At 68.6% G+C, this 20,521-nt stretch carries 24 protein-coding genes and 1 tRNA gene; 10 read left to right on the forward strand and 15 right to left on the reverse strand.

The window, feature by feature from the left end; translation table 11 throughout:
* From E2F46_RS11135 to E2F46_RS11155, 5 genes are all read right to left on the reverse strand, one after another.
* Positions 1-296 (reverse strand): peptide-methionine (R)-S-oxide reductase (locus E2F46_RS11135; protein ID WP_207949568.1); only part of this gene is annotated, 296 nt, incomplete at its 3' end.
* 72 nt (positions 297-368) lie between these two features.
* Positions 369-614 (reverse strand): DUF3297 family protein, encoded by a 246-nt coding sequence (locus E2F46_RS11140; RefSeq protein WP_133322164.1) that lies wholly within the window; start codon positions 612-614, stop codon positions 369-371.
* Positions 615-660: 46 nt separating this feature from the next.
* Complete coding sequence (locus E2F46_RS11145) at positions 661-1,059, reverse strand: DUF3037 domain-containing protein (protein WP_133322165.1); 399 nt, start codon at positions 1,057-1,059, stop codon at positions 661-663.
* The gene (locus E2F46_RS11150) at positions 1,046-1,819 is read right to left on the reverse strand and encodes a HipA family kinase (protein ID WP_133322166.1); all 774 of its coding nucleotides are present in this window, start codon (positions 1,817-1,819) and stop codon (positions 1,046-1,048) included. Before E2F46_RS11150 ends, E2F46_RS11145 begins: the two co-directional genes overlap by 14 nt.
* A gap of 38 nt (positions 1,820-1,857) precedes the next feature.
* Positions 1,858-2,142, reverse strand: coding sequence for a DUF4031 domain-containing protein (locus tag E2F46_RS11155; protein ID WP_133322167.1), 285 nt, complete (start codon positions 2,140-2,142; stop codon positions 1,858-1,860).
* Positions 2,143-2,365: 223 nt separating this feature from the next.
* Between E2F46_RS11155 and E2F46_RS11160 the strand changes: the two genes are divergently transcribed.
* Complete coding sequence (locus E2F46_RS11160; RefSeq protein ID WP_243720397.1) at positions 2,366-3,457, forward strand: OprO/OprP family phosphate-selective porin; 1,092 nt, start codon at positions 2,366-2,368, stop codon at positions 3,455-3,457.
* 76 nt (positions 3,458-3,533) lie between these two features.
* The gene (locus E2F46_RS11165; RefSeq protein WP_133322168.1) at positions 3,534-5,516 is read left to right on the forward strand and encodes a BCCT family transporter; all 1,983 of its coding nucleotides are present in this window, start codon (positions 3,534-3,536) and stop codon (positions 5,514-5,516) included.
* A gap of 103 nt (positions 5,517-5,619) precedes the next feature.
* Here the strand turns inward: E2F46_RS11165 and E2F46_RS11170 are convergent, their stop codons facing one another.
* The 5 genes from E2F46_RS11170 to E2F46_RS11195 all read right to left on the reverse strand — a co-directional run bounded on the left by E2F46_RS11170 (position 5,620) and on the right by E2F46_RS11195 (position 10,558).
* Entirely contained in the window at positions 5,620-6,177 is a 558-nt protein-coding gene (locus E2F46_RS11170) for a DUF3016 domain-containing protein (RefSeq protein WP_133322169.1), read from the reverse strand.
* A 155-nt stretch (positions 6,178-6,332) separates the two neighbouring features.
* Complete coding sequence (locus tag E2F46_RS11175) at positions 6,333-7,556, reverse strand: RtcB family protein (RefSeq protein WP_133322170.1); 1,224 nt, start codon at positions 7,554-7,556, stop codon at positions 6,333-6,335.
* Between the two features lie 54 nt (positions 7,557-7,610).
* Entirely contained in the window at positions 7,611-8,732 is a 1,122-nt protein-coding gene (locus E2F46_RS11180; protein WP_133322171.1) for a slipin family protein, read from the reverse strand.
* Between the two features lie 440 nt (positions 8,733-9,172).
* A tRNA-OTHER gene (locus E2F46_RS11190) sits at positions 9,173-9,242 on the reverse strand.
* A 674-nt stretch (positions 9,243-9,916) separates the two neighbouring features.
* Positions 9,917-10,558, reverse strand: a complete 642-nt coding sequence (locus E2F46_RS11195) for an arylesterase (protein WP_243720398.1) — start codon at positions 10,556-10,558, stop codon at positions 9,917-9,919.
* Between the two features lie 106 nt (positions 10,559-10,664).
* Between E2F46_RS11195 and E2F46_RS11200 the strand changes: the two genes are divergently transcribed.
* The 3 genes from E2F46_RS11200 (at position 10,665) to E2F46_RS11210 (ending at position 14,225) form a co-directional block, all read left to right on the forward strand.
* Entirely contained in the window at positions 10,665-11,396 is a 732-nt protein-coding gene (locus tag E2F46_RS11200; protein ID WP_133322172.1) for an ABC transporter ATP-binding protein, read from the forward strand.
* Between the two features lie 73 nt (positions 11,397-11,469).
* Positions 11,470-13,995 (forward strand): ABC transporter permease, encoded by a 2,526-nt coding sequence (locus E2F46_RS11205; RefSeq protein ID WP_133322173.1) that lies wholly within the window; start codon positions 11,470-11,472, stop codon positions 13,993-13,995.
* A gap of 11 nt (positions 13,996-14,006) precedes the next feature.
* Positions 14,007-14,225 carry an RNA-binding S4 domain-containing protein gene (locus tag E2F46_RS11210; RefSeq protein WP_133322174.1) on the forward strand — a complete coding sequence of 73 codons (219 nt, stop codon included), beginning with the start codon at positions 14,007-14,009 and terminating at the stop codon, positions 14,223-14,225.
* A gap of 44 nt (positions 14,226-14,269) precedes the next feature.
* On the opposite strand, the gene E2F46_RS11215 is transcribed toward E2F46_RS11210, so the two are convergent.
* Positions 14,270-14,596 carry a DUF6249 domain-containing protein gene (locus E2F46_RS11215; RefSeq protein ID WP_133322175.1) on the reverse strand — a complete coding sequence of 109 codons (327 nt, stop codon included), beginning with the start codon at positions 14,594-14,596 and terminating at the stop codon, positions 14,270-14,272.
* A 149-nt stretch (positions 14,597-14,745) separates the two neighbouring features.
* Here E2F46_RS11215 and E2F46_RS11220 point away from each other — a divergent pair, with 149 nt between their 5' ends.
* Positions 14,746-15,342 carry an RNA polymerase sigma factor gene (locus E2F46_RS11220; RefSeq protein WP_133322176.1) on the forward strand — a complete coding sequence of 199 codons (597 nt, stop codon included), beginning with the start codon at positions 14,746-14,748 and terminating at the stop codon, positions 15,340-15,342.
* The gene (locus E2F46_RS11225; RefSeq protein WP_133322177.1) at positions 15,339-15,779 is read left to right on the forward strand and encodes a hypothetical protein; all 441 of its coding nucleotides are present in this window, start codon (positions 15,339-15,341) and stop codon (positions 15,777-15,779) included. The genes E2F46_RS11220 and E2F46_RS11225 overlap by 4 nt, the downstream gene beginning before the upstream one ends.
* A gap of 17 nt (positions 15,780-15,796) precedes the next feature.
* Here the strand turns inward: E2F46_RS11225 and E2F46_RS11230 are convergent, their stop codons facing one another.
* Positions 15,797-16,060 (reverse strand): hypothetical protein, encoded by a 264-nt coding sequence (locus E2F46_RS11230; RefSeq protein ID WP_133322178.1) that lies wholly within the window; start codon positions 16,058-16,060, stop codon positions 15,797-15,799.
* A 176-nt stretch (positions 16,061-16,236) separates the two neighbouring features.
* Between E2F46_RS11230 and E2F46_RS11235 the strand changes: the two genes are divergently transcribed.
* The 3 genes from E2F46_RS11235 (at position 16,237) to E2F46_RS11245 (ending at position 18,268) form a co-directional block, all read left to right on the forward strand.
* Positions 16,237-17,268, forward strand: a complete 1,032-nt coding sequence (locus tag E2F46_RS11235) for a class I SAM-dependent methyltransferase (RefSeq protein WP_133322280.1) — start codon at positions 16,237-16,239, stop codon at positions 17,266-17,268.
* Positions 17,265-17,972: a pseudouridine synthase gene (locus E2F46_RS11240; RefSeq protein WP_133322179.1), complete on the forward strand. Its 708-nt coding sequence runs from the start codon at positions 17,265-17,267 to the stop codon at positions 17,970-17,972. Before E2F46_RS11235 ends, E2F46_RS11240 begins: the two co-directional genes overlap by 4 nt.
* Before the next feature lie 62 nt (positions 17,973-18,034).
* Positions 18,035-18,268 (forward strand): hypothetical protein, encoded by a 234-nt coding sequence (locus tag E2F46_RS11245; protein ID WP_133322180.1) that lies wholly within the window; start codon positions 18,035-18,037, stop codon positions 18,266-18,268.
* 119 nt (positions 18,269-18,387) lie between these two features.
* On the opposite strand, the gene E2F46_RS11250 is transcribed toward E2F46_RS11245, so the two are convergent.
* The 3 genes from E2F46_RS11250 to E2F46_RS11260 all read right to left on the reverse strand — a co-directional run bounded on the left by E2F46_RS11250 (position 18,388) and on the right by E2F46_RS11260 (position 20,453).
* Positions 18,388-18,948, reverse strand: coding sequence for a DUF1415 domain-containing protein (locus E2F46_RS11250; protein WP_133322181.1), 561 nt, complete (start codon positions 18,946-18,948; stop codon positions 18,388-18,390).
* A 7-nt stretch (positions 18,949-18,955) separates the two neighbouring features.
* On the reverse strand, positions 18,956-19,438 hold the full coding sequence (locus tag E2F46_RS11255; protein ID WP_133322182.1) for a YajQ family cyclic di-GMP-binding protein: 483 nt from the start codon (positions 19,436-19,438) through the stop codon (positions 18,956-18,958).
* Between the two features lie 73 nt (positions 19,439-19,511).
* Positions 19,512-20,453, reverse strand: coding sequence for an arsenic resistance protein (locus tag E2F46_RS11260; protein WP_133322183.1), 942 nt, complete (start codon positions 20,451-20,453; stop codon positions 19,512-19,514).
* Between the last annotated feature and the right edge of the window lie 68 nt (positions 20,454-20,521).

Raw genomic sequence — 20,521 nt, forward strand, 5'->3', positions numbered from 1 at the left:
TCGGTGCGGATCATGCCGTGGCTGGTGTCGCGGATGTAACGGATGTGTCGGGGATCGAACGGTGCGAAGAAGCTCGGCCAGCCGGTACCGGAGTCGAACTTGGCGCTGGAGCGGAACAGCGGCAGGCCGCAGAACCGGCAGGCGTAGCTGCCTTCGCGCTTGTTGTCCAGGAACACGCCGCAGAACGGGGCCTCGGTGCCGTGCGAGAGCAGGACGTGGCGCTCCTCGGCCGACAGCGTGGCGGTGATGTCGGCGCGCTGCGCGTCGCTGGGCGGGGACAGGTTGAAACGGGTCATGGCGGCACTCCTCGGTGAACACCTGACATGCTGGCGGCAATGGCTTGCATCAAGCCCGCGACGCGTGCGGCGTCACTCGGCCGGCAGCTTGAACCAGGCTTCCACCGGGCCGCTGAGCTTGATGGTGATCGGCTGGCCGCGGCGGTCGAGCGCCTTGCCCATCGCCACGCGGATCCAGCCCTCGCTGATGCAGTATTCCTCCACGTCGTGCCGTTCCACGCCCTTGAAGCGGATGCCGATGCCGCGCTCCAGTGCGGCGGCGTCATGGAACTTGCTGCGCGGGTCGTTGCTGAGGCGATCGGGCGGGGTGTCGGTCATGCGGGCGGTCGGGTCGTCATGTAGAGCGCGATTGTAGCCGAGGGCCTCAGCGCGGCCGCGGCACGCGGACCATGCGCTCCAGCAGATGCGCCATCGTGGCGTCGAAGTCGTCGCACAGGCCGCTGTGCACGGGCGAGGTCTGCACGATCGCGCTGCGCTGCGCGGTCAGCCAGTGGAAGCGCGCACGCGGCGGCAACTGCCCGATCGGCCCGGCATCGGGCCCGCCGCGGCAGATCGATTCGATCGCGCCCAGCAGGCGCTTCACCAGCGCCAGGTCCAGTCCCGGGTCGAGCGCAAGCGCGCGCGCGGCGTCGAGTTCGATGCGCACGTCGAGGTGCCCGCGCGCGGCGCACGACAGCAGGATGCCGACGTTGATGAACTCGCCGCGTTCGACGCGCGGGACCAGCCGGATCGCGGCGTAGTCGTAGATGTCAGGCGCGGGCACGCATGATCTCCTCGACGAAGGCGTCGCGATGGCGCAGGCGGCGGATGAGGTACTCGGCGTATGCCGCGCGCTGGGTGGCGGCGTCGGCGAAGGCGTCGGGTGCCTCCAGCCAGTCGTCCGGGACCTGCGCGACGATGGCGCGCAGGGTGTCGTCGTCGAGCTGCGCGGCCAGCGCCGCGTCCGCCGCGGCGATGTCGCCGGCGCAAGGCAGCAACACGTGGTCGCGGATCAGCGGGAACGCGGCTTCCGCGCGCCCGGTATCGCCATCCCAGCCGTGATGGAAATACAGCGCCGCACCGTGGTCGATCAGGTACAGCCGGTCGTGCCACAGCATCAGGTTGGGATTGCGCGCGGTGCGGTCGACGTTGCTGGTGAAGGCGTCGAACCAGGCGATGCGCGCGGCCAGTGCGGGGTCGGGCGTCCACGCCAGCGGATCGAAGTTGGCTGCGCCCGGCAGGTAGTCCATCGCCAGGTTGAGCCCACCGCTGGCGCGGATCAGGTCCTGGATCTCGGGATCGCCCTCGGTCCGTGCGAGCAGCGGGTCGAGGTCGGCGAACACGATCTCGGGCACGTCGAAGCCCAGCGTGCGCGCCAGCTGGCCGACGATCCATTCCGCCACCAGCACGCGTGGCCCTTGCCCGGCGCCGCGGAACTTGAGCACGTACAGCCCTTGGTCGTCGGCTTCCACCACGGCCGGCATCGAACCGCCCTCGCGCAGCGGGGTGACATAGCGGGTGACGCGGACGTGGCGGGGACGCATGGGCGGAAGGATAGCGGCGGAATCGCGCGCGGCGGCGTTCAGTCCGCCTCGCCGCGGCCCTGGGCACGTGCGCGGGCGATCACTGCACGCACCAGGGCGCGATCGCGATGGCGCGAGATCGGCACGGCGCCCAGCGCGATCGCCCGCTCCCGCATCTCGGCCGTCACGTCGTAGTGCGCACCGCTGGTCTTGTTCTGGAACGCGCGCCGGGGCATGCCCAGATGCGCGGCGAAGGCATGCAGTTCATCCAGTGTGTCGGCCATCAGGTGCGCCCAACGCTGGCCACGCCAGAGGGTGACGGCATCGTCGACGTAGATGGTCACGGTGGTGAAGGCCGAGGGCGGTGGGAATCACGCATTCCACGCAAGATCGTGGCTGGACCCGGCCAATGCAATCCCGGCAGCCGGAAGCCTCGGGATGCTGCCGTCCCACTGGCCGCCTGCGATTGCAGGGAAATCCGTCCATTCATCCCACCCATGGTGGTTTGTGCGGTGCGCAAAACGGCTGTTAGCGTGTCGCGGTTCAAGGATGCGAAGGGGAGGGCTGGTGCCCGAGGGATTCATCAAGGCGGTCGCATGCCTGCTTGCCGCATGGACGCTGTCGCCGGCGGCGGCGAAGGCGGACGAGCCGGAGTTCAATCTCGGCGGCGCCGTCCGGTTCAACTATGGCTGGCTCGATTACGGGTCCAGCAGCGGCTTCGAGCCGGAACTGGTGCGCGTGGATGCCAGTGGTTCCGCCGGCAACGCGTTCTTCTCGCTGCAGTACCGCTGGTACGACGGCTTCGACGCCGTGCACCACGCCTGGGGCGGCTGGAAGATCGACGAAGCCTCCGATGTGCGCGTGGGCATCCAGCAGGTGCCGTTCGGCCTGCTGCCGTATGCCGCGCAGAGTTTCTGGTTCGGTTCGGGCTATTACCTCGGCATCGAGGACGACTACGACCTGGGCGTGGTCTGGCGGCGTGGCGACGGCGCGCACCAGTGGCACGCGGGCGTGTTCTTCGCCGACGAATACGGCACCGGCGGACGTCCTGGACGCTACTCGTTCGACGTGGCGACCACCGATGACCATCCCTATCGCGAACGCGAGCGCCTCAACCTGCGCTACGAAAACACGCGCGACTGGGCAGGCGGCGAACTGGCGCTGGGCGTGTCGGCATTCACCGGCCGCATCGAGGACCGCGCGCGCGATGGCCACCACGGCCACCACGGTGCCGCGCTGCATGCGCAATGGTCGCGCGATGCCTGGACCTGGCAGGCGCAGTGGGCACGCTACCGCTACGACGTGCCGGAGGCGCGGGTATCGCTGTCGGCGTTCCTGTTCCCGTTCGACATTGCCGCCGAGGCCGACGTGCCCACGCTCAACGTGGCCTACGCCTTGCCCCGCAGCGGCTGGTTCGATGGCATTACCTGCTACAACAACCTCAGCAGCACCCGGCCGGTGCGCAGCGACCCCGGATTGCGTGAGTCGTGGCAGAACGTCACCGGCTGCAGCTTCGCCAAGGGCAAGTCGTTCACCTATGTCGACTGGATCGCCGGCAAGAACATGTGGTTCGCAGGCGGACCTGGCGTCGGCATCGACGAACCCGGCGGCGATGGCTGGCGCTCGCGGCTGAACATCAACATCGGATTCTATTTCTGACGAGGCCGGCGGCTGCCACGGCCGCCGCGCGCAAGGGGACACCGGCCACGCACCGGCCGGCAACGAGGAGACCCGCATGAGCACCACGCCCGACGCCAAACCGACCTGGTACCGGATCAATCCCCCCGTCTTCATCACCTCGGCGCTGTTGACGCTGGCCTTCGTGGCCCTGGCGATCATCGCGCCCGACGTTGCCGACAGCCTGTTCGGTGCCGCACAGGCCTGGGTGGTCGAGACCGCCGGCTGGTTCTACGTGCTGGCGGTGGCGGGCTTCCTGGTGTTCGTGGTGGTGCTGGGTTTCTCCGGCTTCGGCCGGCTGAAGCTGGGCCCGGACCACAGCGTGCCCGACTACAGCTACGCGTCGTGGTTCGCGATGCTGTTCTCGGCCGGCATGGGCATCGGCCTGATGTTCTTCGGCGTGGCCGAGCCGATCATGCATTACGCCACGCCGCCCGTGGGCGATCCGGAAACCGTGGCCGCGGCGCGACAGGCGATGCGCGTGACCTTCTTCCACTGGGGCGTGCACGCTTGGGCGATCTATGCGGTGGTGGCGCTGTCGCTGGCGTATTTCGCGTACCGGCACGGCCTGCCGCTGACCATCCGCTCGTCGTTGTATCCATTGATCGGCGATCGTATCCACGGCCCGATCGGCCATGCGGTGGACACCTTCGCGGTGCTGGGCACGCTGTTCGGCGTGGCCACGTCGCTGGGTTTTGGCGTGATGCAGGTCAACGCGGGGCTGAACTACCTGTTCGACGTACCCGTCGGCATCGGCGTGCAGATGGGGCTGATCGCGGGCATCACCGTGCTGGCCACGCTGTCGGTGGGGCTGGGGCTGGACTCGGGCATCCGTCGCGTGTCGCAGCTCAACATGATCCTGGCGGTGGGCCTGCTGGCCTTCGTGCTGGTGGCCGGCCCCACCGTGTACCTGATGCAGGCGCTGGTACAGAACACCGGCATGTACCTGTCCAACCTGTTCTCGATGACCTTCAACCTCTACGCCTACGAGCCGACCGGCTGGATCGGTGGCTGGACGCTGTTCTACTGGGGTTGGTGGATCGCGTGGTCGCCGTTCGTGGGCATGTTCATCGCGCGCGTCTCGCGCGGGCGCACGGTGCGCGAGTTCGTGGTCGGCGTGTTGCTGGTGCCACTGGGCTTCACCTTCATGTGGATGACGTTCTTCGGCAACACCGCGCTGCACATGGTGATGGTCGATGGTGCCCAGGGACTGGTGGAAGCGGTGGCCGCGGACAGTTCGGTGGCGCTGTTCCAGTTCCTGGAGAACCTGCCGCTGGCCAGCATCACCTCGCTGGTGGCGACGCTGCTGGTGATCACCTTCTTCGTCACCTCGTCCGACTCCGGCTCGCTGGTGGTGGACATGCTGACCTCCGGCGGCGATGAAGCATCACCCACCTGGCAGCGCACCTTCTGGGCGGTGCTGGAGGGGGCCATCGCCGCCACGCTGCTGGCCGCCGGTGGCCTTGGCGCGCTGCAGGCGGCCACCATCGCCAGCGCGCTGCCATTCACCGTGGTCATGTTGCTGATGTGCTGGGGCATGGTGCGTGCGATGCGGCTGGAGCTGGTGAAGCGCACCACGATGCGCGAAGCCCGTTTCGTGCCGCTGGCCGGCGGCGGCAGCGTCGACTGGAAGACGCGGCTGCAGACGCTGGTGCACCAGCCGCGTCGCCGCGAGGTGATCGGCTTCCTGCGCGAGACCGTCAGGCCCGCGCTGCACGACGTGGCGACCGAGCTGCAGGCGCAAGGCCTGCCTGCGCGCGTCGACGTGGGCGAGGATGGCCGCGTCTGGGTGGAGGTGGGCCACGGCGAGGAGATGGACTTCTTCTACTCCGTGCGCCCGATCCCGTACCAGCCGCCCTCGTTCGTGCTGGAAGACCCGCGGCGCACGCGCAGCGACGAGGCGACGTTCTTCCGCGCCGAGGTGCACCTGCGCGAAGGCGGCCAGGACTACGACATCATGGGCTGGCGCAAGGACGACGTGATCCACGACGTGCTGGACCAGTACCACCGCCACATGCACTTCCTGCACAGCGTGCGCTGACGGCGCGCGCCTGCGCGGGCGGCGATGCCGTCGAACGGAAAAGCCCCGGCCGTGCCGGGGCTCTTCTGCGTGCCGATTGCAGCAACGCGGCGCGCGATCGCGCTCAGCGCGTGGCGATGCGCTGGCCCAGCTCGCGGCGCAGCCAGTCGTCGATCATCTGCTTTTCGTAGCGCAGGCTGTCGCTGCTGCGGCCGATCGAGGCGTTGCTGAGGTACATGGTGTCGCGCAGCCGGCGTTCGCCTTCGTCGACCACGTTGCCGGCGGCGTCGTAGCGCGTGAACGTGAGGTCCATCATCGGCGGGTAGAAGTCGCGCATGATCCGGATCGAATCCATGTGGATGCCGCGACCCGGCTCGTAACGTCCCGCGCGATCGATGTCGTTGATGGTGACTTCAAGCCGTTCGCCCTCGGGCAGGCGTTTCTCGGCTTCCTTCCGCAGGTGGTCGGCGAGCTGGAACACCCAGTTGCCGCGCTGCGATTCCCAGCGGTTACCACTGAACTTCAGTTCGGTGAACCCGGCCGGATCGTTCCATTGCACCGCGACCGGACCATCGGCCGACAGGCTGCGCGGGGCGTCGGCATCGGTGACGTTGCGCACCCGGGCGTCGGCCGCCGTGGCGGCGAGTGCGAGGGCAAGCAGCAGCGGGGTGAGGCGTTTCATCAGGCATCTCCGGGAAAGGCCATGGGCGGATACTACGCCTTGGGGCGGTTGGCATCCGGTCTGCCTGGGTGAATACGGCGAGGGGGGGCGAGGCGTCGCAGGCGGCGGTGGCCACGTTCAGCAAACGATGGGGCGGGCCGAAGCCCGCCCCGTCCTCAACCCTTCACGCACACCACCTGGCGCAGCGTGTGGACCACTTCAACCAGGTCGGACTGCGCGGCCATGACCGCATCGATGTCCTTGTAGGCAGCCGGCGATTCGTCGATCACGCCGGCGTCCTTGCGGCATTCGACGTGGGCCGTCGCCTCGCGGTGCTGCGCCAGTGTGATCTGCTGGCGCGCGGCGGTGCGGCTCATCACGCGGCCGGCGCCGTGGCTGCAGCTGTGGAAGCTGTCCGCATTGCCCTTGCCGCGCACGATGAAGCTCTTCGCGCCCATGTTGCCCGGGATGATCCCCAGCTCGCCGGCACGCGCACTGACCGCACCCTTTCGGGTGACCAGCAGGTCCACGCCGCCGTGCGACTCCTTCTGCACGTAGTTGTGGTGGCAGTTGACCGCCATCTTCTCCAGCTGGAACTTCGGCAGGCGGTGGCGCAGTTCCGCAAGCACCCGCGACATCATCGCCTCGCGGTTCTCGCGGGCGTAGTCCTGTGCCCACGAGACGGCTTCCACGTAGTCGTCGAACAATGGCTCGCCTTCCATGAAGAACGCGAGGTCCTTGTCCGGAAGATGGAAACCGAGCACGCGGTGTTCGAGTTGCTTGCGTGCCTGTTCGATGAAGTACGTGCCGATCAGGTTGCCGGTGCCGCGCGAACCGCTGTGCAGCATCACCCACACGGCATCGCTTTCGTCGAGGCAGAGCTCGATGAAGTGGTTGCCGCCGCCCAGCGTGCCGATCTGGCAGCCGAGCTTGTCGGTACGCACCTTGCGGTGCTTCTGCTTGATCGCGTCCAGCCGCTCGACCAGCCCGGATTGCGCGATGCGCGTGCCGATGCTGTCGGGCAGCTTCCAGTGCTCGCCGCCGCGGCCATTGCCGACCGGCACGCTGCGCTCGATGCCTGAACGGATCTGCGCCAGGCTGTCGGGCAGGTCCTGCGCGCGTAGCGTGGTGCGTACCGCGGCCATGCCGCAACCGATGTCCACGCCCACCGCGGCCGGGATGATCGCGCCGCGGGTCGGGATCACCGAGCCCACGGTCGCGCCCTTGCCCAGGTGCACGTCGGGCATCACCGCGACCCAGGGCCCGACGAACGGGATCGACGCGATGTTGCGCAGTTGCTCGTGCGCCTGCGACTCCAGCGGAACGCCGCGCACCCAGCCCTTGATCGGGGTGTTGCCGCCCTCGACGTGCAGCAGTTCGAATCGGGATTGCATGTTCATGTATTCACTCCATTGAAGCCCGCGCGGTGGTTCCGTCCACCGCGCCGGGCCGTGCTACTTCAACGTCACCAATTGCTTCAGCACGCCATCCAGGCCGCCGAACACGGTGAGCTTGTCGATCTTCTCGGTGACCTTTTCCAGCGCTTCCAGTTCCTTCAGGCGCATCAGCACCGGGGACTCGTCGATCAGCTTCGCGGCGTTGAGCAGGGAACGCGTGGCGTTCGCCTCCTCGCGCCTGCGGATCACGTTGGCTTGCGCCGTCTTCTCCGCCTGCACCACCCCGTTGAGGATCTCCTTCATCTCGCCCGGCAGGATCACGTCCTTCACGCCAACGCCCAGCACCTCCACGCCGAGGCCGGTGAGCTGGCCGCGCACGTAGGCGAAGATATCGGCATCGAGCGAAGCCTTGTCGCCCAGCAGTTCATCCAGCGTCTTGCCGGAAACCGCCTTGCGCAGGCCGTACTGCAACTCGAGGTAGACGAAATCGCCGATCTTCGCGACCCTGGTCCGCGCGGCCACCACGTCGGTGACGCGGGTGCTGGCGGCGAGGTTCACGCGCAGGCTGACCTTGTCGCGGGTCAACAGCTCCTGGCCCGAGACTTCCACCGACTGTACGCGCAGGTCGACGACATCGACGGCCACATTCTTCTGGAAATTCCAGAAGGCGTAACTGCCCGGTGCCAGCGTGCGATCGATCTTGCCGTCGATGTACGCCAGGCCGGCGGATTCCGCCGGCACCTCGGCCACGACGGCGAGCTTGGACAGCGCGCCGAGCTGGCGCAGCCTGCGGGCCACGGCAGCATCGACCTCCATCGAAGCGTCGAGCGCCAGCGTGCGCAGCTCGATGCTCGCCAGTGCACGCCAGAACAGCTTGCGCGAACCGGGTGCGAGCACCTGCTCCAGCTTGCCGTTCTTCAGCACGATGCCGACTTCGGCCTCGCCGATGTCCGCCAGCATGAAAGTCTCGCCAAGTCGCGTGCCGAGGCAAGCGACCAGCGCGTCGATGTCGCTGCCGATGTACTCCGGCGATGCGACGTTGTGCACGCGTACCTCGATCCGGCGCATCGGGTCGAACCAGCGATACACGCCTGCGTCGAGCACGCGCTCGAATCGACGGTTGCGATACACCAGGCCGCGCTCGCCGTCACCGATCACGACCCTCTTGGTCCAGAACATGGTGGTGTCCTCCTTGTTGGCTCTGGTGGTTCGATCCCTTCGTGGAAGAACGCCGCGGGGGATCGAAGGCCGCGGTGTCCGGTCTGTCCGTCGTCCTCGGCTTGCGCGAGGAACACGAAATGTCGAATGAGGTGGAAACGCCCGCTGACGAAGGCGATGCGAACCATCGGTGCTGTCGGCGGAGGCTTGGCCGCGCGTCCGTGATCCGTGGATCGTGGTTGGCGCGGGAGGCATCGGCTTCGAGGACGCGACGTCGGCATCGTCTCCGCTGCGGTGTGCCGCCACGCATTCCCTTGCGTGGAGCCGGTACGCCGCACCGGGCGTTTCCCGTGTGGGGCTTGCGCCCCTGGTTCCAGATTCACAGTCTGGTGTTGGAGCGGGATTCGAACCCGCGACACTCGGATTGAAATTCCGATGCTCTACCCATCTGAGCTATCCAGTGGTGGACGAACCGGATTCGAACCGGTGGCCAACGGCTCGCGCCGCTGCTCTGCCTCTGAGCTATCGCCCGCTCGCGGAATACCGTCTTGCACGCTTCGGCATACGCCACGGCAGCGCCGCGCGCACCGGACGGGACGCAAGCCCGTGCCGCTGGAACGTGTTCGATCGATGCTCCACATTGCCGACTGTCGCCAATCGGCAATTCGTTCCGCATGGCCGCGACCGCCCGCCGCCCGCGTCCGGCATCGGGGACGCAGCGTTCTCGCCACGCCAGTGGCAACGCCTTGCGGGAATCCCGATCCGCGAGCCGTCCTGGCCCGGATGCCACGGGATGCAGTCGCAGTCGTGCGTATTTCGCCGATCTCCGTTTGCAAACGCGCAAAAACAAAACGCCCCCGGGGGTCAATCCGAGGGCGTTCGCGTTCCTCGGAGATCGGGGTGACCGGTCTCCGTGGTGAAGATCAGTCGATCGGGACAAGGCCCTGCAGTCGCGCGCAACCATTCCGCAGCGCGTACGCGGCCGCATCGCGGTGTTCACGCGATGGCATGGGCTTGGCGATGTACGGGAAGGTTTTCATCGAAAGGGAAGTTGCGCGGTGTTGTCGCGCGCGGCGACGAAGGGCGCGCACGTTACCCGCGCCAGTTGCAAAGCGCAAGTGGTTTTTCGGGGAAATATCGGCGTGCCGACAAACGGTCGTACTTTGGCTGTCGACGTGGCATGCGTTGTTGTTGCGTGCAGTGAATCAGTCGAGCAACGGCCGCAGTGCCGGCCACACGTGGTCGAGCAGTTTCTGCTGCGCGGCGACGGTGGGGTGCAGGTTGTCGTCCATGAAGGCCTCGCGGTCCATGGCGATGGGCTCCAGCAGGAACGGCAGCAGCGCCGTGTCGAACAGCTGCGACAGGTCGCGGTAGTTGCGCTCGAAACCCGCGGTGTAATCGGCACCCAGGTTCGGCGGCATGCGCATGCCGACCAGCAGCACCTTCGCGCCGACGTGTTGCGAGGCGCCGATCATCCGCGCCAGGTTGCGGCGCGCTTCGCTGAGCGGCAGGCCGCGCAGGCCATCGTTGGCCCCCAGGGCGATGACCACCACGTCGGGCTGGTGGCGCAGCACTTCGCCGACGATGCGTGCCGAGCCGCCCGCCGTCGTCTCTCCGCTGATGCTGGCGTTGACCACGCGCCAGCCGGGCTTCTCACGGGCCAGCCGCTGGCCCAGCAGCCCCACCCAGCCCTGCGAGGCGGACATGTTGTAACCGGCCGACAGCGAATCGCCCATCACCAGGAGGGTGCGCTGGTCGTTGGCCACGGCCGGGGCCAACGAGGGCTGCGCGTGGGCCTGTACGCAAAAGGCCAGCAGCAGGATGCATAGACTTGTGGCCCATTGCATCGCGCGGGGCCTGCCCGCATAACCTGATCTCATGTTCGATCCTTGCGTCGTTTCGGCGCACCGGACCCGGACGCCTCCCCCACACATTAGCGAATCCGGAATGAACATGGCCGATGCCGTCGCGACACCGACCACCTCCCCCACCGCCGCCGGGGCGCGCGCCCCGGCTCTGCGCGCCGCAGGCTTGGGCAAGCGCGTGCCCTTGCCCTCCGGCGAACTGGTGATCCTGCGCGACGTCGACTTCGAGATCGCCTCCGGCGACGTGGTCGCGGTGATCGGCGCGTCCGGCTCGGGCAAGAGCACGCTGCTGTCGCTGCTGGCCGGGCTGGATACGCCCAGCGATGGCCATGTCGAGATCGATGGCGAAACCATTTCCACGCTGGACGAGGATGGCCGCGCCAGGGTGCGCGGCGACAAGGTCGGCTTCGTGTTCCAGAACTTCCAGCTGCTGCCGTCGCTGACCGCGCTTGAGAACGTGATGCTGCCGCTGGAACTGCGCGGCGACGCGGAGGTGGATGCGCCGGCGCGTGCGATGCTCGGGAAAGTGGGCCTGGGCGAGCGCCTCAACCACTATCCGAAGCAATTGTCCGGAGGCGAGCAGCAGCGCGTGGCCCTGGCGCGCGCGTTCGTGACCCGGCCGGCGCTGCTGTTCGCGGACGAGCCCACCGGCAACCTCGACACCCGGACCGGTCAAGCGATCATCGACCTGCTGTTCGCGATGAACCAGGAAGCCGGGACCACCTTGGTGCTGGTCACGCACGACGACCACCTCGCCGAACGTTGCCGCCACCTGCTGCGACTGGACAGTGGCCGACTGGTCGCGGATGAAAAGCGATGAGGGCAACGTCCATGGGCCCCCGCCTGCGCAGGGGTGACGAGCGGATCCTGCGTCTCAACGGGAGCGTGGCGCGATGAGGACACTTTCCCTCGCATGGCGGCAGCTGCGCCGCGACCTGGCCGCCGGCGACATCCGCATCCTGCTGGCGGCGCTGGTGCTGGCCGTGGTGGCGGTGGCCTCCGTCGGCTTCGTCACCGACCGCGCCGAGCGCGCGCTGGCGATGGAAGCCAACCGGCTGCTGGGCGGCGACGCGCTGGTGCGCGCCGATGCGCCGATCTCCGGGGCCGTCGACGAAGCCGCCAACGCACCCGGCCTGCAGCGCACGCAGACGGTCGAGCTCGACAGCATGATCCGCGTCGGCGACGGCGCCGATGCGCAGCTGCGGCTCGGTGACCTGCGCGCGCTGGGCGATGGCTTCCCGCTGCGCGGGGTGTTCCGCATCGTCGGCGAGGATGGCACCGAGCGCGATGCCGCTGCCATTCCGGAGCCCGGCACGCTGTGGCTCAGTCGCGCCGGTGCCGACACGCTGGGCGCGCGCATCGGCGACGCGGTCGGCATCGGTACGCGCACGTTCCGCCTCGCCGCATTGGTGGTACAGGAGCCGGATGCCTCGATCGACTATTTCAACGTCGCGCCCAAGGCCTTCCTCAACCTGTCCGACCTGGAATCCACGGGGCTGGTGCAGCCCGGCAGCCGCATCCGCCACCGGCTGGTGGTGGCCGGCGATGCCGCCGCCGTCGAGCGCTTCACCGCGACCGCGCGCGACAACCTCGGCCGCGGCCAGCGCATCGAGACGATCACCGATGCGCGTCCGGAAGTGCGCTCCGCGCTCGACCGTGCCGGGCGTTTCCTTGGCCTCGCCGCGCTGGTGTCGGTGATCCTGGCCGCCGTCGCGGTGGCGATGGCGGCGCGGCGCCACAGCGAGCGGCACCTGTCGGGCGTGGCGGTGATGCGCAGCCTCGGCGCGCAGCAGAAGACGCTGGTGGGCATCCATGTCGGGGAGCTGCTGTTGCTCGGGTTGATCGCCTGCACCATCGGGATCGCCATTGCGTTCGCGCTGCAGTGGTCGATCGCGGGCTGGCTGTCGTCGGCACTGGAGGTCGAGATTCCGCCGGCCAGCGCGTGGCCGGCGCTGCGCGGGTATGGCGTGGGGCTGGTGGTGCTGCTCGCCTTCGGCGCGCCGCCGGTGCTGGCGCTGCGTCGCGTACCTGCGTTGCGCGTGCTGCGGCGCGACCTCGACGGCACGGAGCCGTCGGCGTGGCTGGTCGCGCTGGCCGGGTTCGGCGGACTGGCCGCATTGCTGTGGTGGCAGGCGGGCTCGGCGACGCTGGCGCTGGCGATGCTGGTCGGCATCGCGGCGACGCTGGCGGTGCTGGCGTTGATCGCGTGGGGGCTGATCCTCGCCGTGCGCCGCTTGCGTTCGCGGTTGCGCGGATCGCTGCGCTACGGCCTGGCCAACGTCAGTCGCCGCGCCGGCACCAGCATCGCGCAGGTCAGCGCGCTGGGCCTGGGCCTGATGGCGCTGCTGCTGCTCACCTTCGTGCGCACCGACCTGCTGGATCGCTGGCAGCTGTCGTTGGCGCAGGACGCGCCCAACCGCTTCATCATCAACGTGCAGGACGACCAGATCGCCGACGTGCGCGACTTCATCGCGACGCGCGGCGTGGCCGAGCCGGTGCTTTTCCCGATGATCCGGGCGCGCCTGGTCGAACGCAACGGCACGCCGGTCACCGGCGCCGACTACGCCAATCGCACCGGCGATGCCGAGCAGGACCGCGAATCACAACGACGCGCCGAACGCGAGTTCAACCTGTCGATGGCCGACGCGCTGCGCGACGACAACCGCGTCACCGCCGGCACGTTCTGGACCGGCACGCCTGCCGCGCCCGAGTTGTCGGTGGAAGAAAACTTCGCCAAGGGACTCGGCTGGTCGATCGGCGACCGCATCACCTTCGACATCGCCGGCCAGCGCTTCGAAGCGCCGATCACCAGCCTGCGCAGCGTCGACTGGGAGAGCTTCCAGCCCAACTTCTTCGTGCTCGCCTCGCCCGGCGCGCTGTCGGGCTACCCGGCCAGCCACATCACCGCGGTGCAGGTGCCGCCGGAACAGGTGCGCTTCACCGCGGAACTCGTGCAACGCTTCCCCAACCTGTCGGTGATCGACGTCGATGCGGTGCTGGCGCAGGTGCGTTCCACCGCCGACCAGGTCTCGACCGTGGTGCAGGTGGTGTTCTGGTTCTCGCTGCTGGCCGGCGTGCTGGTGCTGCTGGCGGCGGTGAGCGCCAGCCAGGACGAGCGCCTGCTGGAAGGCGGCGTGATGCGTGCGCTGGGCGGCAGCCGCCGGCAATTGCGGATGGCGCAGGTGTCGGAGTTCGCGGCGATCGGCCTGCTCTCGGGGCTGGTCGCGGCGATCGCGGCGTCGGTGCTGTCGGGTGTGGTCGCGGTCCAGGTGTTCGACCTGCCGTGGCGGCCCAATCCGATGCTGGCGATCGTGGGCGGTGGCGTGGGCGTGCTGGTGACGTTGCTGGCGGGCCTGTTCGCCACCCGCCGCGTGCTGGATGCGCCGCCGTCGGCGACGCTGCGCGAGTTGCAGGGTTGAGGAGGCCGGGCGTGGACGAGACCGCATTCGAACTCGATGGCGACTACATCGAACTCAACCAGTTGCTCAAGCTGGTCGGCATGGTCGACAGCGGCGGCGCCGGCAAGGCTCTGGTCGCCAGCGGCGCGGTGCGCGTGGATGGCGCCGTGGAACTGCGCAAGACCTGCAAGATCCGGGCGGGGCAGGTGGTCGACATCGACGACATCCGCATCCGGGTGGCCGCGGCGTAGCAACGACGCCCTGCGCAGGCAGGACGTCGCCATGGAGGCACGGCCTACTTCACCCGGCGTGCGATGTAGAACGCGGCCAGGTTGCCCAGGCCGGTGGCGGCCAGCAGGATCGCGAACAGCCCGGGCGAGGCCCGCTGCCAGTCGAAGGCTTCCAGCAGGCCGAAGCCGACGGCCAGCGCGACCAGGATCACGCCCCAGCGCAGGCTGCCTTGGCGGCGACGTGTTTCTTCGCCTTCGATGATGGTGCGCAGCATGTCCTCCGAACCGTTGGACTGGACCAGCTTGCGGCGGGCATAGGCCTCGACCACGGCCTTGATGGCGAGGTAGATGCAGACGAACAGGACGATCGGGACGAGGAATTCGAATTGCATGGCGGTGCTTCCGGTCTGTGGGTGGGAGCGGTGGGTTCGGGACAGGAGATACCGCGTCCGGCGGATCGGTTGCAGCCGGCCTGCCGTGCGTCGGGGGCTGACCTCCTGCCCTTGCAACCGCCATCGCCCCGGGCGTATCCCTGTCCCCGATGGCGCCCTCCGACCACCCCGAAGACGTGCTGCGCGCCGACCGCGCGCTGGCCGATGCCGTGCTGGCCGGCACGCCGGGTGCGTTCGAACGGCTGGTGCGCGATTACCAGGGGCTGTGCTGGCACGTGATCGACCGCATGGTCCGGCATCCCGAGGACACGCGTGAGCTCTGCCAGGAAGCCTTCCTGCGCATCCACCAGGCGCTGCACCAGTACCGCGGCGACAGTGCGCTGAAGTCGTGGATCGCACAGGTCGCGTATTCGGTGGCGAAGCGCCACCTCGAGAAGAAGCGCATCCCGCTGGCCGAGCCGGCGTTCGATGCCGACGGCATGTCGCTGGCCGGGAACGTGGGCGACGGGTTCGATCTGGAGGATGCCGTCGCTTCGGAAGCGGCCGTGGCGCGCCTGCATGCCGCCATCGACACGCTGCCGCCCTTGCAGCGCACGCTGCTGTCGCTGTATCACATGGAAGAGTTGTCCATCGCCGAGATTGCACAGGCCACCGGCCTGGCCGATGGCACCATCAAGAGCCACCTGTTCCGCAGCCGCCGGCAACTGCGCGCGCTGCTGGAACCGCACCTGGGAGCCGCTGCATGAACACGCCACGTCCGCCGCACGCGGGACCGGATCGCGGCCACGAGGATTGGCTTGCGCAGGAAACCGCGCTGTCGCGAGCGGCGGACCCGCGCGATGCCCTCTTGGCGCGTGCGCTGCGCGCGCAACCGCGATCGCGCCCACCGGCGGATTTCGCCGATACCGTCCTGCGGCGCGTGCAGGCGCGGGTGCGCATCGATACGCGCCATGACGCGCGTTTCGAACGTGCCCTGATCAACGGACTGATGGTGCTGCTCGCCCTCTGCGCACTCGGCGCGTTGGTGCTGTACGGGGGGCAGTGGTGGGCGTGGACGACACAGGCGTTGGGTGGCGATGCCGCGCAATGGGCCGCGGCCGGCATCGCCTGCCTTGGGCTGTCGGCGGGCCTGCGTGCCGCATTGTCGATTGCGCGACAGGACGTGCCGCAGGCACTGGCCTGAGCGGCGCGCCATGGGCCTCAGCCGGTTGGCGTCAGCTCGGCGTGGAAGCGGCGGGCGTAGGCGCGCTCGTCACTGACGCGCAGCACCTCATCGGGATCGAGGCCGGGCGCACCATAGACGGCGCAGGCGACGGTATCGTCGTGCTTGCCGATCGCCTGCAGCCGGTAACGCGACACGCCATTGCCGGTTTCCGGCGGGTAGTTCAGCGGCGGCTCGCCGACATCCATGTCGATCTCGTTGTTGTCGATCACGCCGCCAACGAACAGTGCGCGGAAGGTCATGCCGGTCTCCTTATCAGTCGGGGGATTCGCACGGACACGTTGCCGATCGGGATGTTGCGTGCGGGTCAAGACTTCATGTGCCGGGCATTGCCGACCGTCCCGGCGCTGAACACGGCGGCGGGCATCGCCAGACCCGCATCGCTAGAATCGTGATCCGTTCCGCACCGCCCGCCTGCATGGCCGATCCCGCGCTCGACGCCCTGTTCCTGCCCATCGACGACGGCACCGTGCCGTGGCCGGCCGATGGCACGCTGTTCCTGCGCGCGCGCGAGGGCGTGGCGCTGTTCGCGCGTCCGCGGCCGGGGCTGGTCTGCGAGCAGGGCTTCCGGCCCGCGTTCGACGCCCTGCAGCGCGCGGGATTCGAGGCACGCGCCGAAGACGATGGCAGCGATGCACGCTTCGGGCTGGTGCTGCTGTTGCCGCCGCGCCAGCGCGACGAGGCGCGCGCGCTGTTCGCTCGCGCCTGGGCATCCACCGCGCCCGGCGGCGTAGTGGTGGCCAGCATGGCCAACGATGCCGGTGCAAAATCGGGACAGGCGGATTTCGAGCGGCTGTTCGGTGGCGCGCACGTCGCCAGCAAGCACAAGTGTCGCGTGTTCCACGCCGCGCGCAATGGCGCCGACAGCGAACTGGCGCAGGTGTGGCGGGCGCTCGATGCGCCGCGACCGATCCTCGATGGTCGCTACACCAGCCGGCCGGGTGTGTTCGCCTGGGATCGCATCGACGCGGCCTCCAAGCTGCTGGCACAGCACCTGCCCGACGCGCTGCGCGGACACGGCGCCGACCTCGGTGCCGGCTGGGGCTACCTGTCCGATGCCGTACTGTCGCGCTGCACGGGCGTCACCGCGCTCGACGTGGTGGAGGCCGAAGCCCGTGCACTGGCCTGCGCCCGCAACAACCTCGCGCCGCATGCGCCGCGCGTGGCGCTCGACTTCCTGTGGCGCGACGTGACGCAAGGATTGCCGCGCCGCTACGACTTCATCGTCAGCAACCCGCCGTTCCATGCGCTTGGCGGCGATGCACGGCCCGACATCGGTCGTGCGTTCATTGCGGCGGCGGCCAATGCGCTGCGGCCCGGTGGCGTGCTGTGGCTGGTCGCCAACCGCCAGCTGCCCTACGAGCAGGTGCTGGATGCGCGCTTCGCCAGCGCCCGCACCGTTGCGCAGCAGGGCGGCTTCAAGGTGGTCGAGGCGAGGAAGTCGACGTGAAGTTGGTGAAGCACATCGCCAACCTCGGCTACGGCAGCCGTCGGCAGGTGCAGTGGCTGTTCCGTGAGGGGCGCATCACCGATGCGCAGGGCGAGGTGCTGTATGCCGATGACAAGGTTGCGCATGATGCGATCCGCATCGACGGCGAACCGCTCGATCCCGCGCCCGGCATGCTGCTGCTCCTGCACAAGCCGGCCGGCGTGACCTGTTCGACCAAGGACGCCGGCAGGCTGGTGTACGACCTGTTGCCGCCGCGCTACCGCCTGCGCGATCCGGTGCTGTCCACCGTGGGCCGGCTGGATCGCGACACCAGCGGCCTGCTGCTGCTGACCGATGATGGGCAACTGCTGCACCGGATCATCTCGCCGAAGTCGAACCTGCCGAAAGTGTACGAGGCGACGTTGGCACGGCCACTGCGCGGCGACGAAGCCGACGTGTTCGCCAGCGGCACGCTGATGCTGGAATCCGAAACCACGCCACTCAGGCCGGCGGTGCTAGAAGTGATCGACGCCACCCATGCGCGCCTCGTACTCACCGAAGGCCGTTACCACCAGGTGCGGCGCATGTTCGCCGCCGTCGGCAACCATGTCGAGGCGCTGCATCGCAGTCGGGTGGGCGGCCTGTCGCTCGATGGGCTGGACGACGGCCGGTGGCGCATGGCGACGGCGGACGATGTGGTGCGCCTGTTCGGTATGCAGCGATAGGGCGCTGGGCGGGATCGATCGCCGGGATGAGGGCGGCGGCCCTTGCCGCACGTTCAGCGGAGATGCTGCTGACAGACCCGGAGGCGGCCGGCATGGGTGAGCCGATGCGCGCTTGCGCGCCACTGGCGCGCGCATTGGCGAACGCCCGCGCCGCAAGCGCGGGCTGGACCTGGTCGCGCAGCGGACAAGCCGGACGTTCTCGACAGGACACGGATGTCCTGTCGAAAAATCCCGTCGAGTCCAACCAGAAACGTGAGCTTCGTCGGGGAAAGGCATTTCTTTGGTTACTTCCTTGACCGGCTTTGCCGTTCGCTTCGCAGTGTGCCGGCAAGGAAAGTAGCCCGCGCTTCAGGGCGGAACGCAGTGGCTTCGTCGAACTTTGCACAAGCCTGTCGAATTCCGTCGATTTGCAGGCTCAATGCGTAGTGTCGTCGCCGAGCAAGCGCATCCATCCCTCTGCACCGAGCCCGCGCAAGGTTTCGATGTTGCGCTCCACGATGACCCCCGGGTCCGGATACGCGGCCACGGCGCGGTCGATGCTGTCTTCGCGCAGCAGGTGCAGGGTCGGGTAGGGCGACCGGTTGGTGCAATTCTCGACATCATCCGCATCGCTGTCGGCGAACTTGTAGTCGGGGTGGAAGCTGGCGACCTGCAGCACGCCTTCCAGCTGCAGCGACTCGACCAGGGCATCGGCGCGGTCGAGGAAGTCGTTGTAGTCGAGGAAGTCCTGCAATACGAGTGGATGCACCAGCAGGGTGGTATCGATGAGCTCGGCAGGCGTGTCGCGCAGGCGCAGCAACTCCTCGCCCAGCTCTTCCAGCAGGGCGTCGGCCGTACTGGCGTCGCTGGCGACGACCCGCACCTGCTGGCGCACGTACGCCGCCTTGGCGAACGGGCACAGGTTCAGGCCGATCACCGCGCGCTCGATCCAGCGCCGGGTTTCGGCAAGGACGGCGGCTTCGTCCAGGTCGGCCACGCGCGCGTCAGTCTCGGAAGTTGTCGAACTGCAGCGGCAGCTCGAAGTCCTGGCCGCGCAGCAGGGCCATTGCGGCCTGCAGGTCGTCGCGCTTCTTGCCGGTCACGCGCAGCTTGTCGCCGTTGATCTGGCTGTCGACCTTCAGCTTCGCTTCCTTGAGGGCGGACTGGATCTTCTTCGCCAGGTCGCGTTCGATGCCCTGCTTCACGGTGACCTTCTGCCGTGCCCCGGCGAGGTTGCTGTCGACGTCGCCGAACTCGAGGCAGCGCACATCGATCTTCCGCGCGATCAGCCGCGCACGCAGGATGTCGGTCATTTGCTGCAGCTGGAACTCGCTGGGCGCGGACTGGGTGATCACCGCGTCGTCGCGATCGAACTTCGCGTCCACGCCCTTGAAGTCGAAGCGCGTGGACAGCTCGCGATTGGCCTGGTCGACGGCGTTGGTGAGTTCGTGGGTATCGACTTCGGACACGATGTCGAACGAAGGCATGGCGCGGCTCCTTGTCGCATGGGCGCGGCATTCCGCGCCACCGGGCGTCGCATGCTAACGCATGCGCCCGGCGTCAGCGGAGCAGGCGTGGCATCCAGCGCAGCCATGCCAGCATGCCCAGCAGTTCCACCAGCGTCTGGGTGACGATGGCCGCGGCGGCCAGTTCCCAGCCCGCCGGCAGCGCCAGCGCCAGCGGCAGCACCACGAAGGAGTTGCGCGTGCCGAGGCTGAAGGCCAACGTGCGTCCGTGCGGCGCGGGCAGGGCGAACGCACGGGCGAGCGCGCGCGCGAGCACTGCGGACAGCAGCAGGTAGCCGGCGAAGGCCGGCACCAGCAGCGGCAACAATGCGACCGCATCCTCGAGTGCGGGGCCAAGCGTCGCGGCCACGGCCATCAGCACCAGCGCCAGCAGCGGGACGGGCCAGGCGCCCAGTCGATAGCGCGCTGCCCGCAGCTGCGGGCTGTGCGGCAGCGCGAGTTCCATCGCGATCGCCAACGCCAGTGGCAATGCCAGCACCAGCAGCAGTGGCGCCACGTGCAGGGCCGGCAGGGGATGCGCTGGATCGTGCATCCACCACAGGTACAGCGGCAACAGCAGGAGCTGCAGCAGCAGGTTGAGCGGCGTGACCGCGATCGCGCGCGCGGCGTCGCCTCGGCCGAGCTGGGTGAAGGTGATGAACCAGTCCGTGCACGGCACCAGCAGCACCAGCAGCAGGCCCAGCCGCGCGGGCGGCGGCAACGGCAACCAACGCGCCAGCGCCCAGGCCAGCAGCGGCACCAGCACGAAGTTGCCGACCACGACCGCCGCGCAGAAGCGCGTGTCGGCCAGTGCGCCGCGCAACTGCAGCAGCGACACCTGGCTGAAGGTGGCGAGCAGCAGCAGGCCCAGCAGCGGCATCAGCAGCCCGTCGGCGATCGCGGCCGCGGCTGCCGCGTGGCGGCCCAGCAGCAGGCCGATGGCGATGGCCGCGAGGTAACAGCCGAGCTGGTGGCGTTCGAGGTGCTGGCGGGTCATGCGTGGCGTGGGCGGTCGTCCGCGTGAGCATACGGGGTACGGGCAAGGCGCCTGCCCGTCGTTGCCGT

The organism is Luteimonas aestuarii, assembly GCF_004357985.1.
Lineage (GTDB): Bacteria > Pseudomonadota > Gammaproteobacteria > Xanthomonadales > Xanthomonadaceae > Luteimonas > Luteimonas aestuarii.

Excerpts from the sequence above, each read along its gene's own strand:
- E2F46_RS11180 (WP_133322171.1), bottom strand. The coding sequence starts at position 8,732 with ATGTTCTGGACCAAGAGGGTCGTGATCGGTGACGGCGAGCGCGGCCTG.
- E2F46_RS11220 (WP_133322176.1), top strand. The coding sequence starts at position 14,746 with ATGGCGCCCTCCGACCACCCCGAAGACGTGCTGCGCGCCGACCGCGCG.
- E2F46_RS11175 (WP_133322170.1), bottom strand. The coding sequence starts at position 7,556 with ATGAACATGCAATCCCGATTCGAACTGCTGCACGTCGAGGGCGGCAAC.
- E2F46_RS11200 (WP_133322172.1), top strand. The coding sequence starts at position 10,665 with ATGGCCGATGCCGTCGCGACACCGACCACCTCCCCCACCGCCGCCGGG.
- E2F46_RS11245 (WP_133322180.1), top strand. The coding sequence starts at position 18,035 with ATGCTGCTGACAGACCCGGAGGCGGCCGGCATGGGTGAGCCGATGCGC.
- E2F46_RS11235 (WP_133322280.1), top strand. The coding sequence starts at position 16,237 with ATGGCCGATCCCGCGCTCGACGCCCTGTTCCTGCCCATCGACGACGGC.
- E2F46_RS11225 (WP_133322177.1), top strand. The coding sequence starts at position 15,339 with ATGAACACGCCACGTCCGCCGCACGCGGGACCGGATCGCGGCCACGAG.
- E2F46_RS11205 (WP_133322173.1), top strand. The coding sequence starts at position 11,470 with ATGAGGACACTTTCCCTCGCATGGCGGCAGCTGCGCCGCGACCTGGCC.
- E2F46_RS11170 (WP_133322169.1), bottom strand. The coding sequence starts at position 6,177 with ATGAAACGCCTCACCCCGCTGCTGCTTGCCCTCGCACTCGCCGCCACG.
- E2F46_RS11260 (WP_133322183.1), bottom strand. The coding sequence starts at position 20,453 with ATGACCCGCCAGCACCTCGAACGCCACCAGCTCGGCTGTTACCTCGCG.
- E2F46_RS11150 (WP_133322166.1), bottom strand. The coding sequence starts at position 1,819 with ATGCGTCCCCGCCACGTCCGCGTCACCCGCTATGTCACCCCGCTGCGC.
- E2F46_RS11165 (WP_133322168.1), top strand. The coding sequence starts at position 3,534 with ATGAGCACCACGCCCGACGCCAAACCGACCTGGTACCGGATCAATCCC.
- E2F46_RS11230 (WP_133322178.1), bottom strand. The coding sequence starts at position 16,060 with ATGACCTTCCGCGCACTGTTCGTTGGCGGCGTGATCGACAACAACGAG.
- E2F46_RS11255 (WP_133322182.1), bottom strand. The coding sequence starts at position 19,438 with ATGCCTTCGTTCGACATCGTGTCCGAAGTCGATACCCACGAACTCACC.
- E2F46_RS11195 (WP_243720398.1), bottom strand. The coding sequence starts at position 10,558 with ATGCAATGGGCCACAAGTCTATGCATCCTGCTGCTGGCCTTTTGCGTA.
- E2F46_RS11215 (WP_133322175.1), bottom strand. The coding sequence starts at position 14,596 with ATGCAATTCGAATTCCTCGTCCCGATCGTCCTGTTCGTCTGCATCTAC.
- E2F46_RS11140 (WP_133322164.1), bottom strand. The coding sequence starts at position 614 with ATGACCGACACCCCGCCCGATCGCCTCAGCAACGACCCGCGCAGCAAG.